This is a genomic window from Variovorax paradoxus, from assembly GCA_016806145.1.
Lineage (GTDB): Bacteria > Pseudomonadota > Gammaproteobacteria > Burkholderiales > Burkholderiaceae_C > Variovorax.
The window spans coordinates 1800444-1815248 of the sequence record CP063167.1; the positions used below are offsets into that span (position 1 = coordinate 1800444).

At 70.0% G+C, this 14805-nt stretch carries 11 protein-coding genes; 3 read left to right on the forward strand and 8 right to left on the reverse strand.

Features of this window, described 5'->3' with window-relative positions:
* Positions 1-3: 3 nt before the first annotated feature.
* From INQ48_39470 to INQ48_39480, 3 genes are read right to left on the reverse strand one after another with little or no spacing between them, the layout of a single operon-like run.
* Positions 4-684 (reverse strand): ABC transporter permease subunit, encoded by a 681-nt coding sequence (locus INQ48_39470; GenBank protein ID QRF61464.1) that lies wholly within the window; start codon positions 682-684, stop codon positions 4-6.
* A gap of 3 nt (positions 685-687) precedes the next feature.
* Positions 688-1359: an ABC transporter permease subunit gene (locus INQ48_39475; protein QRF61465.1), complete on the reverse strand. Its 672-nt coding sequence runs from the start codon at positions 1357-1359 to the stop codon at positions 688-690.
* 13 nt (positions 1360-1372) lie between these two features.
* Positions 1373-2149: an ABC transporter substrate-binding protein gene (locus tag INQ48_39480; protein QRF63168.1), complete on the reverse strand. Its 777-nt coding sequence runs from the start codon at positions 2147-2149 to the stop codon at positions 1373-1375.
* 325 nt (positions 2150-2474) lie between these two features.
* Here INQ48_39480 and INQ48_39485 point away from each other — a divergent pair, with 325 nt between their 5' ends.
* Positions 2475-2891, forward strand: coding sequence for a RidA family protein (locus INQ48_39485; GenBank protein QRF61466.1), 417 nt, complete (start codon positions 2475-2477; stop codon positions 2889-2891).
* A 23-nt stretch (positions 2892-2914) separates the two neighbouring features.
* Here the strand turns inward: INQ48_39485 and INQ48_39490 are convergent, their stop codons facing one another.
* Positions 2915-3823 (reverse strand): LysR family transcriptional regulator, encoded by a 909-nt coding sequence (locus tag INQ48_39490; protein QRF61467.1) that lies wholly within the window; start codon positions 3821-3823, stop codon positions 2915-2917.
* Positions 3824-3938: 115 nt separating this feature from the next.
* Between INQ48_39490 and INQ48_39495 the strand changes: the two genes are divergently transcribed.
* Both INQ48_39495 and INQ48_39500 read left to right on the forward strand, forming a co-directional pair.
* Positions 3939-4772, forward strand: a complete 834-nt coding sequence (locus INQ48_39495) for a hypothetical protein (protein ID QRF61468.1) — start codon at positions 3939-3941, stop codon at positions 4770-4772.
* 2 nt (positions 4773-4774) lie between these two features.
* On the forward strand, positions 4775-5761 hold the full coding sequence (locus INQ48_39500) for a tripartite tricarboxylate transporter substrate binding protein (protein ID QRF61469.1): 987 nt from the start codon (positions 4775-4777) through the stop codon (positions 5759-5761).
* A gap of 9 nt (positions 5762-5770) precedes the next feature.
* On the opposite strand, the gene INQ48_39505 is transcribed toward INQ48_39500, so the two are convergent.
* Genes INQ48_39505 through tssI form a run of 4 tightly spaced genes read right to left on the reverse strand, consistent with a single transcriptional unit; the run spans position 5771 to position 14499 of the window.
* On the reverse strand, positions 5771-6172 hold the full coding sequence (locus INQ48_39505; GenBank protein ID QRF61470.1) for a hypothetical protein: 402 nt from the start codon (positions 6170-6172) through the stop codon (positions 5771-5773).
* Position 6173: 1 nt separating this feature from the next.
* Positions 6174-10466 (reverse strand): RHS domain-containing protein, encoded by a 4293-nt coding sequence (locus INQ48_39510; protein QRF61471.1) that lies wholly within the window; start codon positions 10464-10466, stop codon positions 6174-6176.
* 35 nt (positions 10467-10501) lie between these two features.
* Entirely contained in the window at positions 10502-12097 is a 1596-nt protein-coding gene (locus INQ48_39515) for a hypothetical protein (protein ID QRF61472.1), read from the reverse strand.
* Between the two features lie 11 nt (positions 12098-12108).
* Positions 12109-14499: a type VI secretion system tip protein VgrG gene (tssI, locus tag INQ48_39520; GenBank protein ID QRF61473.1), complete on the reverse strand. Its 2391-nt coding sequence runs from the start codon at positions 14497-14499 to the stop codon at positions 12109-12111.
* Positions 14500-14805: the final 306 nt, after the last annotated feature.

The following is a 14805-nucleotide window of genomic DNA, read 5'->3' on the forward strand; positions in this document are numbered from 1 at the left end:
GTGTCAGTTCGATGGCTTGAAGGCGCGTTCCAGCCGACGCATCAGGAGCATCAGGCCGTAGTTGATGGCGAGATAGACCAGGCCCGCGCCGAGGAACACCTCGTACGGCGCATAGGTTTCCGCGCTGAGCAGGCGCGCGGTTCCCGTGAGGTCCAGCAAGGTGACGGTGCTGGCCAGCGAGGTGGCCTTGCAGGTGAGGATGACCTCGTTGCCGAAGGCCGGCAGCGCGGTGCGCGCGGCCAGCGGGAACTCCACGCTCAGGAAGGCCTGGTAGCGCGCCAGGCCGAGCGAGAACGCGGCTTCCCTGGCGCCCCTGGGCATGGCGGCCAGGGCGGCGGCCAGTGTCTTGCCCGTGTAGGAGGCGGAGTTCAGCGCCAGCGCGATCACCACGCACCAGAAGGGATCGCCCAGCACGGGCCAGAGGAAGGTGGCCTGCAGCGACTGGAACTGTCCGGCGCCGTAGTAGAGCAGGAAGACCTGGACCAGCGAGGGCGTGCCGCGGAAGAACACGATGTAGGCGTGCGCGAACGACCGGGCCGCCACGTGGCGCGCGTTCTTGGCCAGGGCCAGCGGCAACGCGAGCAGCGTGCCGAAGAGGATGACCAGCGCGGTCAGTTCCAGGGTCAGCAAGGCGCCCTTGCCCAACGCGGGCAGAACCGACCAGACGATGGCAATGTCGAACACGCTTCAGGCTCCGAGATAGCGCGAGGCGCGCCGTTCCGCGCGCTCGAGCAGCAGGGTGGCGGCGCCCGTCAGCACCAGGTAGATCAGCGCGACCGCGAGGTACATCGTGAAGGGCTGGCGGGTCGCGCCCGATGCCTCGGCCGCCTTGCGCATGAGTTCGTCGCAGCCGACGATCGACACGATCGAGGTCTGCTTGAGCAGCACGATGGACTGGTTGCCGAAGGGCGCGAGCGCCGTGCGCGCCGCCTGGGGCAGGATCACGGTCCACAGCGCCTGCGCCTTCGACAGGCCCAGCGTCCATGCGGCCTCGCGCTGGCCGGCATTCACCGAGAGCAGCGCGCCGCGGGCGATCTCCGCCGCGTAGGCGCCGAAGGACAGCGAGAGCGCGAACACGCCGGCCGCGAAGGCATCGATCTCCACGTACCGGCCCGTGAGCTTCGCGAGCGTCAGCGATCCGCCGAAGTAGACCGCGAACACTACCAGCAGATCGGGAATGCCGCGGATCAGCGCGGCATAGAGATAGCCCGCGCCGCGCAGCAGGCGGTTCTGGCGCAGCTGCAGCCAGCAGCCGATGACGCCGAACAGCGATCCGACGGCCAGCGAGGCGAGGGCGAGTTGCACCGTGGCCAGCGCGCCCAGCAGCAGCTGCGATCCGAAGCCGTGAAGAATGTTCACCGCGTGCCGCCTCCTACATCAGCTTGAAGGGAAAGTACTTGGCCGTGATGCGGTCGTAGGTCCCGTCGGCGCGGATGGCGGCCAGCGCGGCATTGACCTTCTCGAGCAGGGCGGTGTCGCCCTTGCGCACGGCGATGCCGTTGCCGTCGCCGAGCAGGCCGCCCTTCAGCTCGGGCCCGACGAAGGCGAAGCTCGCGGCCTCCGGTGTCTTCATGAAGCCGATGAAGTAGGTCACCATGTTGCCGAAGATGTAGTCGACGCGGCCCGCCACGAGGTCCAGCTCTGCCGCCTGCGGCGTGTCGTAGAACTTGAGGTCCGAGGCCTTGTAGTTCTGGCTCAGGTAGGCGGCCTGGATCGAGCCGCGTTGCACGCCGATGCGTTTGCCCTTGAGCGCATCGGGGCCGGTGTCATCGGGCGCGCCTTTTTTGGCGACGAAGCGCGAGATCGTTTCCTTGTACTTGTCCGAGAAGTCCACCCGCTGGCGGCGCTGCTCGGTGATCGCCATGCTCGCCACGATCAGGTCGAACTTCCTCGCCATGAGGCCGGGGATGATCCCGTCCCAGTCCTGCGCCACGATCTCGCACCGGGTCTTCATCTTCTCGCACAGGGCATGGGCGATGTCCACGTCCCAGCCCTGCAGGCCGCCCTGCGCATCCTTGAAGCTCCAGGGTGGGTAGGTGCCTTCGGTCGCAATTCGGTAGCTCACGGACTGCGCCTGGGCGGACAGCGCGAGTCCCGCGCCGAGCAGGAGGGTGAGGGCGAAGCGGCGATCGAGCCGCGACTTCGACATCGAGACGGTCATGGAGATACCTCGTCGTGGGGTGCTGGAATGCGCCGATGATTCGCGCGTTTCAGGGGGCGTACAAGTCTTGCGCCACGCGCAAAAGCGCCAAGGAAGAGGGGGCATGCGGTCTCATCGGTCGCCGATGGACGCTGTTGCATGGCATGCAATTCCTGTCAGGGATGAAACGCTGCGGCCGCCCTTGGACCAATGTCGGCGGGCGATCCTCGCGGGCTCGTATCTCCGCGTGAAGCGCTCAGGGCGCCATCGAAGACAGAATCTCCGGATGCCCCGTCGAGGGCATCCGTCCATCTCCCGCACCGAGGGTTTCCTGATGAGTGAAGTACAACGCCTGCGCCTGCCCGACAACGATCCCGTGTTCGGCGGCAACAAGGTCTTCGACCTGTTCCAGTATTCACCCGCCGTGAAAGCCGGCGGGCTGGTCTTCATCGCGGGCCAGGTCGGCATCCACGCCGACGGCACCGTGCCGCAGAGCGCGGAGGAGCAGATCGAACTCGCGTTCAAGCGCCTCGGTGCGATCCTCGCGCATGAAGGACTGGGCTTCGAAGACCTGGTCGAACTCGTGTCGTATCACGTGCGCATCGACGAGCAGCTGAGCGCTTTCCGCGCGATCAAGGAACGCCACATCACGAGCGACTTCCCGGCCTGGACCATCCTCGGCGTGGCCGCGCTGGCACGGCCGAACCTGCTCGTCGAGATCAAGGCCGTGGCGGCCGCCAGGCCGGCGTAGCAGCGCGCGGCCTCGAGGCCGCTTCAGAGCCCCATCAACGCCTGCAACAGCATCCGGCTCGCCGGTGCCGGCTCGGCCAGCGCGTGCACGGCCAGATAGCTGATCCGATGCGCCCAGGGCTCGTCGAGCGGCACGAAGGCCAGGTTCGGAAACTTCGCCTGCTGCTCGAGGCTGGCCTGGGGCAGCAGCCCGATGCCGAGGCCGCACTGCACCATGCGGCTGGCCGAATCCATGCCTTTGACCTGGATGCGCGTGCGCAGCCGAACGCCGTGCCGCAGCGCTTCCTTGGCGACGCGGCTCGCGAGCGCGGTGCCGGGCGGCAGCTCCACCCACTCCTCCTTCAGCAATTGCTCGAAGCGCAGGCGCTTGCGCTTCGCGAGCCGGTGGTGCACGGGCAGGATCACGACCAGTTGCTCGGTGCGGTAGGGCTGCAGCTTGAGGCCGGGGATGTCGCCCTCGGCGACGAACACGCCGACGTCGGCCTTGCGCTGCAGCAGCAGCTCGACGATCTCCGCGCTCGTGTGTTCGGCCAGCTCGATCTTGATGCCCGGGTGCTGCTGCAGGAACACCGCGAGGTCCTGCGGCAGGTGCTGCACGATGGCCGAGATCGAGGCGACGAGCTGGATGCGGCCCGACACGCCGGCCTGCAGGTTCTGCAGCTCGGCATCGAGGGTGTCGACGTCCTCCATCATCGCGCGCGCATAGCGCGCGATCGACAGGCCCGCCGCGGTCAGGCCGGCACCGCGCGCGGTGCGGTGCAGCAGCTCGACGCCCATGGCGGTCTCGAGTTGCGTGATGCGGCGGCTCGCGGCCGAGGGCACGATGTGCAGGGTGGCGGCCGCGCGCGACAGGCTGCCTTCGTGCTCGATCGCCGCGACGAGCTTCAGGGTGGCGAGGTTCAGGTGATCGAGCAGGGGGCGTCGGGGTTTCATGGTGCGCGGGGCAGCGTTGCCGCAATGGCAACGCTGCCGTGAATTAATGTCGCTGGGCTTGTGGCGGGGACTGCGTCAGCATGCGGGCCATTCCAACACGCAGACGAGTTCTTCCATGCAGCAGATTCTGAACCTGCGCGATCTCACGATGATCGAGCGCACCCATGCCCGCGGCGGCAAGTTCCGCTACCACCCGCTGCTGTCCGGCCGCGACGGCAGCGCGGGCAACTTCTTCCTCCAGCTCTCGAACACCTTCAACGACTTCGACTCGCCGCGCCATCGCCACAACTTCGACCAGGTGCGCGTGCAGCTCGAGGGCGACGCCGACTTCGCGCGCGACGGCGTCATGAAGCCGGGAATGATCGGCTACTTTCCCGAGGGCGTGTTCTACGGTCCGCAGAGCATCGCGGGCGAATCGCTCACGCTGGTGCTGCAGTTCGGCGGCGCGAGCCGCAGCGGCTACGTGTCGGAGGCGGCGTTCCAGCGCGGCATCGCCGAGCTCAAGAAGAACGGCCGCTTCGAGGCCGGCGTCTACAAGGTCGACAAGCCCGAGGGCGGCACGCGCAACCAGGATGCCTACGAAGCCGTCTGGGAGCACATCAACGGCCGCGAGCTGCGCTACCCCGAGAGCCGCTACGACAAGCCGATCTTCATCCGCCCCTCGGCCGCGCAATGGCTGAGCGATGCGCAGCGGCCCGGCGTGGCGCGCAAGCACCTGGGCAGCTTCTCCGAGGCGCGAACCGTGCTGTCGCTGATCGCGCTCGAGGCGGGCCGGGGCATCGAGGTGCCGCCGAACAGCATCGTGTTCGTGCTGGCCGGCAGGGGCCACGCGGGTGACGGCCGGCGCGATTGGGAGGCGCGGTCTTCGCTGTACAGCGGCGAGGCGGCCAGCGCGATGACGGCCGATGCCGCGAGCGAACTGCTACAGATCGAGCTGCCGAGGCTGTGAGCATGCGCGACCTTCAGTCCGGCGGCCGGCGCCGTCGCATCGTGCTGGGACTCGGTGCGGCCCTGGTCGGGTCGCCGCTGCCGCGCGCCTGGGCCGTGGAGGAATTTCCCTCGCGCCCGATCTCGATGGTGGTTCCGTTTCCGCCGGGCGGCGGCTTCGACACCATCGCGCGGCCGTTCGCGGAGCGGCTCGGCCAGTTGCTCGGACGTGCGGTCGTCGTGGACAACCGCGCGGGCAGCGGCGGCAACATGGGCACCGATTTCGTCGCGCGCGCGCCGGCCGACGGCCACACGCTGCTGTTCGCCAACGACTACCTCGCGACCAACCCGAGCGTGAACCGCAACACGCGCTTCGACCCGCTCAAGGACTTCGCGCCCGTGAGCATGGTCGGCAGCACGCAGGTGGTGATGGCGGTACGGCCCGACTTCCCCGCGAAGAATTTCGAGGAGCTGGTCGCGCTGTCGAAAAAGCGCTCGCTGAGCTACGGCACGCCGGGCGCGGGCACCTCGCCGCACCTGGTGGGCGAGTACCTCTCGACCATCTCGCCGCTGCAATCGCTGCACGTGCCCTACAAGGGCACGGCGCCGGCGGTCAACGATGCGATGGGCGGGCAGATCGACATGGTCTATGCCACCTCGCCCTCGGTCGCGAGCCAGATCGCGGCCGGGCGGCTGCGCGGCATCGCGGTGTTCGGCGCGCAGCGCAGCACGCAGTTGCCCGAGGTGCCCACGCTCAAGGAGATCGGCGGGCCCTCGGTCGACTACGAGGTCTGGTACTGCCTGCTGGCGCCGGCCGGCGTGCCGGCCTCCGTGCTCGCGACGATCCGCGCCGCCACGCGCAAGGCCCTCGATGCCGACCTGGCCGCGCGGCTGGCGCGCCTGGGCTATGCGGTGAGATCGAGCGAGCCCGAGGCGGTCACGCAGGCGATCCGGCAGGGGCTGGAGCGCTGGAAGGACGTGGTTGCGCGCGCGAAGATCGCGATCGATTAAGGCGCGGCGTTATCGTCGCTCGACGCCCTCGTACTCCCAGAAGAACTTGGTGCGCAGGCAGTCGAGCGACTCGGCCCAGGTGGATCGTTCGCAGGCCGCCACGCGCTGGCGCAGCGCCTCGCGCAACGTGTCCCAGTCGTAAGGGTCGACGATCAGCAGCGCGTCGATGTCGAAGCCCTTGGCGCGCCGGCGCATCGAGGTGTAGGCCTGCAGCGCCCGGCCGTCGTGGTGGGCTCTCACGCCCTCGGGCGTTGCCGCGAGCAGCTGGAACACGTGCGCGCCGGACACGCCCGCCTCGCCGATCTCGAGCTCGAGGGTGAGGTAGACATCCTCGGGGGCCTCCGGACGCCATGCGCTCAGCCTGTCGACATCGAGGGAACGCAGGTCGACGATTTCGAGACGGATTGTCATTTCAGGGCTCCACATCCACGTGAACGTTGGAATCGTAAGGGCCCTTGGGCACGGCACGCTGCTGGAAGTTCATCTGCGTGCCGGTCATGGAGAAGGGTTGGCCCGACACCGGGTGGACGTTGCGCCCCGCGTCGGTCGGCTTCTTGCTGGGCCCGCGCACCGTGCGCAGTCCATCCTCGGACCTCAGCATCCATCCGCCCTTGTCCGTGAGTTCCTGCGTGAAGCCGGGACCGACGAACTCCTCGGCCAGTTCCCGCGCCTCGGCCTGCGTCAGGCGCGCGGTGATCTGCGTGTTGCCGGGCTTGTTCGACAGGCCCAGGATGCGGCGCAGCCGCGTGCGCTGCCGCTTCGTCTTGCAGCGCAGCCCCAGGGGATCGATCCAGCCCAGCGCATTCGGCGCGAAGCCGTAGGGGTTCTCGCCACCGTCGAGGCCGATCGGGTCCTGGCTCACGAAGGCGCCGATGTGCGGATCGAAGTAGCGGTTCCGGTTGTAGTGCAGGCCCGATTCCTCGTCGAAGTACTGCCCCTGCAAGCGCAGGGGGTTGTCGATCGCCGCGGCGCGCGAGGCGAGCGCGCTGCCCCAGGCGGTGGAGGTCGCGGACCAGAGGATCTCGCCGGCGCCGTCGGTCAGCCGCGAGGGCATCCCGTTCGGCTCGACATGGAAGTGGGCGACCCTTTTCGTGCCCGGCGACGACGCATCCGGCAGCGGGTCGACCAGCGCCAGCGGAATGCAGGTCTGCGGGTAGTACACGTACTCGCGCGCGCGTTCCCAGGCCACCACCGGCTGCTGGCGGCCGCGTATCGCGCGCCGCTGCGCGAGCGCGGCGGGGTTGAGCGACGCGGGCGCGACCTGTTCGTCGTGGGCCTGGCGCACCTCGCCCAGCAGCGCATCGCCGTCCCAGAAGAACCAGGTGGTATGGGTGGCGCCGCGCTTGAAGACGCGCCGGCCCACGGCGTCGTAGCCGTAGCGCGTGCGCGCCGTGCCGCGCCGGCTCTCGATCAAGCGGTGGTGGGCGTCCCAGGCCAGCTCGAGCTCGTCGCCCGTGTCGGTCGCGCCGTGCGCCGCGGGTCCTCTGCGCACCAGATCGCCCGCGCGGTCGAACACGTAGTGCACGCCGTCGCAGCTGCCTTCGCGCGTCCAGTGCACCGGTGCGTCGTCGTCGCCGCCGGCCACCTTCTGCATCCGTGTCTGCTCGATGGTGGTGCGAAGGCGGTCGCCCGCCGGATCGTGCAGCAGCCGCGTGACCTTGCCTTCGGGATCGATGTGCTGCAGGACGCGTCCCATCAGGTCGTAGCCGTACTGGTCGCTGCCATGGAGGCTGTCGTGCCGGTGCACCAGCTGGCCCTTGCGGTCGTAGTCGTAGCGGGTGCTGAACAGCGGCGAGGCGTCCCGCAGCACGGCCTGGGCCGTGAGCTGGTGGTTCGCGTCGTAGCGGGCGTGGCGCACGACGCTCGCGCTCAGCTGTTCGCGCACGATCCGGCCGAGGGCATCGCGCTCGATGCCGATCGGTGCCTCGTCGTCGATGCCCAGGCTCGCGAGCTGGTCGCAGGCGTCGAATTCCATCCGCACGCGATGGCCGGCCGAGCTCTCGCGCAGCGTGCGGTTGCCCACCGCGTCGTACTGCGACGCGACGCGAAACCCGTTCTGCCATTCCTCGAGCACGCGGCCGGCCGCGTCGAAGCGGCGCTTCACGTGGGCCGCGCCGTTGCGCATCTCCACCAGCTGGCCGCGCCGGTCGTAGACCAGCAGCTCGTCCTGCGGGTGCCCGGGCCGCAGCGGATCGGCCGCCGTCTTGCGCGTGATGCGGCCGAGCTTGTCGCAGGCGAAGGCGACGTGCTGGCCCAGCGGGTCGGTCATCTGCTTCAGGTGGCCGGCCTCGTCGTAGGCGTAGTGCCGCGACTGGCCCCAGAAATCGATCTCCTCGACGATGCGGCCCAGGGCATCGCGCCGCAGCACGAGCCGCTCGCCGCGCTGGTTCGTCACGCCGACGAGCTGCTCCTCGGTGTCGTAGTGGTACTGAAGGACCTGGCCGTCGGGCTGGATGCGCCGGCCGATCTCGCCGAGGCCCACGTAGGCCAGCCGCGTCTCGGCGCGCGCTGCGTCCACGTGCCGCACCAGCCGGTCCTCGGCGTCGTAGCCGCAGAGGATCTGCGCGCCATCGGGATGGTCGATGCGCACCAGCCGGCCCTTCCGGTCGCAGTGGTAGCGCGTCGTCTCGCCCAGGGCGTTGGTGCGGCCGAGCAGGCGCCCCAGCGCGTCGTGCGTGAAGCGGTCGACGCGCCCGAGCGGATCGACCAGCGCTTCCAGCTGCCCGTGCCGGTCGTAGTGCAACTGCGTGGCCGCGCCGCGCGCGTTGACGTGGCGCACCAGCTGCCCATGCGCGTCGTGCTCGAAGCGGGCGGAAGCGCCCAGCGGGTCGGTCTGGCGCGTCGGCAGGCCGCGCGCGTCGCTTTCGAGCTGCCAGCGATGGCCCAGCGGATCGACGATCGCGCACAGCCGGTCTTCCGTGTCGTAGTCGCAGCCGACGCTGCTGCCGTCGGGGCGCTGCACGGCCAGCAGGTTGCCCCGCGCGTCGTAGACGAAGCCGGTGCGCAGCCCGCCCGGTGCGGTCACGGCCACGGTGCGGCCGGCATCGTCGTAGGCGAAGGTGGTCACGCCGTCGTGCGGATCGATCTCCGCCAGCGGCAGGCCGGACTCGTCGAAGCGCACCACCGTCAGGTGTCCCAGCGAGTTGCTGATCTCGGTCCGGCCCAGCGCCTCGTCGTAGGCGAAGAGGTAGTCGTGCAGCCCGCCGTCGCCCCAGGCATGCACCACGCGCCAGCGGTCGTCGTAGGCGTAGTGGAACGACAGGCCCGTGCGGTCGGTGTGGCGCGCCATGCGATGCTGCAGATAGGCGAACTCGTACGCGGCGCCCAGCGCATCGATGGCCGCGAGCAGGTCGCCGTCGGCCTGGCGGTAACGCACCAGCGGATGCTCCTGCTGCGTGGCCGGATCGCGCAGCGCCATGGCCTCGATGCATCCCTGCCGGGATTGCACCTCGATGCTGCGCCCGGGCAGTCCGTTCACGCCGTTCTCGACGATGCGCGCCAGTTCGCCGCGCTGCCGCACGAAGTCCCAGCGGTTGCCGCAGGCATCCTCCAGGCGCGTCACGAAGGGGGACGGTGCGCGCAGCGCTCCCTCGGGCGAGAGCGCTTCCTCGAAGCGATAGCGCAGGCCGCTCTTGAGGCGCACCACCAGCGCGTCGCCCTGGCGCGTGAGCCGGGCGCCGTCCACCACGTCGAGCATCTGCTGCGCCTCGGTGCGCGGCAGTTCGGTGAACAGCGCGAACTCGTCCGGTCCGCGCAGGCTCACGATGCCGTCCTCCTCGGCCACCAGGCGCACATCGGCCGGCGTCTGCCAGCCCAGGCCGCAGTGGCCGGCGAAGTCGTGGTCGCGCGATGCGTAGACGCGGCTCCACGTGAGCGGCAGGCGTCCGGGAACGTGGAAGTCCTCGTGCGCCACCGAGACGCTGCCGTCGCGGATGTCGACCGGTTCGGCGCGCAGCACCTGGCACTTGAGGAAGCCGGGCGGCATGTCCTTGAGCGCGCGCCGCGCGATGCGCGTGTAGGCGCGGCCCAGCGCCTTGAACAGGCCGCGCTGGATCATCGCGCCCCAGGAGATGGTGGGCGGTCCGCCGACGAACACCTGCGGCGGGATCGCCACGTTGAAGGTGGTCGGCAGCATCAGGCTCAGGCGCACGGGCTTGGCCAGCTTGCGCGGGCGAAACGGCGGCACCAGGCCGACGATGTTGCAGCCGAGCACCGGCATCGCGATGCGCGAGAACGGATCGCCATCGGCCAGCACGGTGCGGCTGCCCATGAACAGCTCGTCGTCGAACTGCGGGCCGCCCGGCCCCTTGACGATCGGCATCGGCGCGCCGACCAGGATGTGGAAGTCGACGCCGCCGGTGCCGGCGTTGGCGCGTCGCACGCCGGCCACCTCGACGGTGGCGCCGAGCGGCAGCGGGATGCTCTCGGGCATCGCGCCATCGCCCGGTGGCGCGCCGGGCGGCGCCGGTATCTGCGGCGATGCCGTGCCTTCGCCGATGGCGTTCTTGGCGGCCTCGGTCGCGGTGCCAAGCGCGCCCAGTCCCTTGACGATCGGGTTGTCGGGCGACACCTCGATGGTCGGCAGGTAGTCGAACGGGTCCATCACGATGCCGATGTGCACCGTGGGCCATACGCCGGGCGGTGCCAGGTAGGTGTGGGCATCGATGCCCAGCTGCGGGTCGAAATGCTTGGCCGCGAAGAACAAGTGCTTTCCTTGTGGCGTGTAGGAACCGGCGCGCCTCAGGCGGCCTCGACGAAGGGCTGCGGATCGGGCAGGCGCGCGAACGCGGGCGGCTCGCGCCATTCGCCGGGCGCGAGGTCCAGCGGATGCTTCACGTGCGGCAACCCGCTCCAGGCCGGGTCGAGCCACTGGCGCCCCATGGCGACGACGGTGCGGAACACCTCCTCGCCGCCTTGCACCAGCTGCTCGCGCTCGCGCAGCTGGCCCTGGAACAGCTGCTCGTAGCGCTGCACCAATTGCGTCTCGATCGCGGCGATGGCGCTAGTCGGTGGATGAGTGCCGAGCCGATGGCCCGCGAGATCCGCCTCGACCAGGGCCGCGCGCGCCTCGCGCTCGTAGGCCGTGGCGGATTGCGCGATGCGCTCGCAGCGCCGGGGATCCTGCATCGCGAGCATGTCCTGCAGCAGTTGCGGCACCGTGCTGTTCGGCCGGTCGGCGTCGGCCATGGCGCGCGCCTCGCGCACGCCGGCCAGCGCCGCGGCCCAGGCCCGGTCGCGTTCGCCGGCACCGAGCCAGGCCTGGGCCGCGGCGCGCTGGCCCTCGACCGCGAACAGGCTGTTGGGCACGCGGCGGGCCGCCTCGGCCGCCTGCTCGAAGGCATGGGCCGACTGCTTCATGTCGCCGGCCGCGGCCCATGCCCCGCCCTCGGCCATCCAGCCCTGCATCAGCAGCATCGGCCCCATCGGGTTGCCGGCCTGCGTGGCCTCCACCGCCGCGGCACGGGCCTGGCGGTAGCGCGCGACCGCGCGCGCGACGTCGCGCGCCTGCAGCCAGGCGCCGCCCACCATCACGTCGAGCACCGCGCGCTGGTCGGACCAGCCGTTGCGCGTGGCCAGTCGCGCGGCGCGTTCGGCCGTTGCCTCCACGGCGGGCGCGTCGCCGCGGCGCAGCAGCACCAGCATGTCGGCATAGAGCTGGCGAAACAGCGCAGCCCCGCCACTGCCGCCGCCCGCCTGGGCCGCGATCTCGCGCGCGGCCTCCAGGATGTCGAGCGGCGCATCGACCACGCGCACGACGCCCGCATGCCGCTCCACGAGCGGCTGCCAGGCGCGCGAGTCGCTGTCGTCGACCAGCACCAGCCGCAGCAGCCCGGCATCCTCTGGCGGCACGGGCGCCTGCAGCGCCGCGTCGAGCCAGCGCTCGAAGCACGCCGCGTCGCTCACGCCGCCCGGTTGCAGCACGACCGACAGCCGCTGGCGGCGCAGGTGGCGCGCCAGCGACAGGCCGGTGTCGACGAAGCCGGCGGCGCTGTCGCGGCCGCTCTCGTGTTCCTCTGCCCAGGGATCGCTCACGCCCTGCTTCGCGAGCTGCGGCCGGTTGTGGAGGTAGGTCTCGATCAGGGCCTGTCGCAGTTCGCGGCTGTAGCGGTAGCCGGTCTCGTAGGCCGCGTCCAGCCGCACGAAGAGGTCGGGCGTGGCGTAGTCGCTGTCCACCATCTGCAAGGTGAAGAAGGCATCGAGCATGCGCTGCGAGTCGGGCGGCAGCCGCAGCACGACCGCGCGCAGCGACGCATCGTCGGTGCGCTCCCACCACAGGTCGTGGAGCCGCGCCATGCGTTTTTCGACCGGGTTGCGCACCGGTGCCGCGGAGGACATCGATGCGGCCCTCAGCAGTTCAGGAAGATCTTGGTGCCGTTGACCGTGACGCCCGAGGCATCGAGCATCAGCGTCGCGCTGCCCGCGCGCAGCACGATGCGCCCCGGCGTGACCTCCACCGCCGTGCCGTCGACATCGAGCACCACGCTGGTCGGGCTCGCATGCCTCATGGCGCCCGAGGCGAAAGTGTCGAGCGTGCCGCTCTCGGCGCTCACGCCCACGCTGCCCGAGGCCACGGCCGAGAAATCGCCGCCCTGCGCCAGCAGGCCCATGTTGAGGGCGGCCGTTCCGTACAGGTTGGCGGCCGAGCTGGTCAACGAAACGTCGCCCTGCGCGGTGGCCGAGGCCGGGCCGGCCGGCACGTTGAGCGACATCGCGTCGTTGTAGGTCGCGGCATGCGAACGCGCCGAGACCTGGTAGGCCTGCCCGATGGTGGTGGTCTGGCCCAGCGTGACGTTCCACAGGTCGTTGTCCTGCGCCGTGACGGTGCGGGCCTTCGTGACCGTCAGCGAATCCGTTCCCGTGACCGAGGTGGTCTGGTTGCCCGTGACGCTGGCGGTGCGGTGCGCCTTGGCGATGTGCGTCTGGTCGCCCGTGACCGTCAGCGTCTCGGTGCCGGTGACGGCATGGCTGCGGTTCGACTTGACGCTGACCGCCTCGTCGCCGTCCACGGTCTCGGCGCGCTGGCCGTGGATCGTGATCGTCTCGTTGCGGTCGACGGTCCGGGTGCGGTCGTTCTTGACGTGGTGGGTCTCGTCGCGCTCGATGGTCTTGTTGCGGTCGCGGCCCACGGTGTGGACCTCGTCGTTCTCGACCTCGAGCAACTGGTCGCGCTCCGCGTGCAGCCACAGCTGCTCCTCGCCGAGCTTGTCCTCGAAGCGCAGCGCGTTCGCGTTCGCGGCATTGCCGCCTTCGGAGCTGCGCGAGAGCAGGCCGCTCTGGGTCGCGTTGGCGGGCAGGTCCCAGGGCGGCATGTTGTCCGCGTTGTAGACCCGGCCCGTGATCAGCGGGCGGTCGGGGTCGCCGTATTCGAAGTCGACCACCACCTCCTGGCCCACGCGCGGGATCTGCATGCCGCCGAAGTTGCTGCCGGCCCAGGGCGAGGACACCCGCACCCAGCACGAGCTGCTCTCGTCCTTGCTGCAGTAGCGGTTCCAGTGAAAGCCGAGCTTCACGCGCCCGTACTGGTCGGTCCAGATCTCGCGGCCCGCGGGGCCGGTGACCACCGCCGTCTGCGGGCCCGTGGTGCGCGGTTTGATCGCGTCGGGCGTGGGGCGGAAGATGTTGTTCGCCGGCAGTACCTCGAACTCGACCCGGCAGCGGAACTCCTCCAGCCCCGTCGCGTCGCCCGCTTCCTGCAGCGACAGGCGCGCGGCGGTCACGAGGTAGTCGGCATTCGCGCTGTCCTGCGGATGGTCGGTCAGCGTGAAGCGGTAGCCGGCCGCCAGGCCGCGCAGGTTGCCCGCGCCGCTGGCGACCTGGCCGGGCGCGCCAGCCTCTTCCATCCGAGCGCGCGCGATCTGCTCGCCGTCGGCCTCGGCCGCGTAGTTGCCGGGCCAGGCGAACACCTCGCGCGTTGCATGCCGGGTGCGCCGCGGCATCGCCTTGGTGCGCAGCAGGTCGGCCTTGGGGCGCGTGAAGTCGAAGTCGCCCGTCGCCCACTGGCCGCTTTGCAGCGCCTCGGCCAGTTGGAAGTGATGGCAGTGCTCCTCGTTGGACGAGGCCTCGGCGGCGCTGAACGGAATGCGCTCGTAGCCCCCGGCGGGGAAGGGGCCGTGCGCCTGCATGTCGTCGACGATCACCAGCGTGTGGCTGTTGGCCGCGTGCTCGAAGTAGTAGTAGAGGCCCCACTCGTGCAGCAGGCGGCTCGCGAAGTCGTAGTCGGTCTCGCCGTACTGCACCACGAACTCGCGCGGCGGATAGCTGCCCGTGGCGCGGATAGAGAGCGCGAAGCCGTAGGCCCCGAGCACCTCGTCGACGATGTCGAGCACGTTCCTGTTCTGGAAGATCCGGAAGTCCTGCGAGCGCTGGGCCAGGCTCAGCCACGACTCGATGACCACCTCGTAGAGCGCGCGCCGCTGCTCCAGGCGCAGGAAGCGCGCCCGCGTCACCAGCCCCGAGAGATGGCGCTGCTGCTGCGCGCCGCCGGGCCGGCCGTCGAGCAGGATGTGCACGCCGAACTCCTCGCCGATCAGCGGCTTGAGCTTGATGTTCGCGGCCGAGTGCGCATCGACGGCGCCCGACGCCGGCGTGGTCAGCGTGAGGGTGTAGCGATAGGGGCGGCTCAATGCTTCCTCGCCCTCGATCAGGACGGGTTCGAGGGCGGCCACCCCATCGAGCATGGGCATGGCATCGGAGGTCGCGGTGATCTTGCGGCCCCGGCTGGAGGCGGGCGTGGGCATGAAACTCCCTGAAGCGAAACTTGGAAAGGCGACGACCGGAGCGGACCGCCTCCCACGAGCAAACCGAGCACTGTAGGGAAGCTCGTGCCGCTAGACCGTAAGAAGCTGCAACCAAATTGCAATGGCGACGCATCCATTCCACTACCTTCGGTGACGGATATCAGTCGAAGGTATGAAGAATGGCCTTCGTCGGCCACACGGCGTCGAATCCGTGGTGCAAACGTTTCCGTTCTCGGCGGCACTCTACTGCCGTTTTGGCTGGCCGAGGGCGTGACTACTAGGATTCGTAGTCGCGCGCCGATGCGC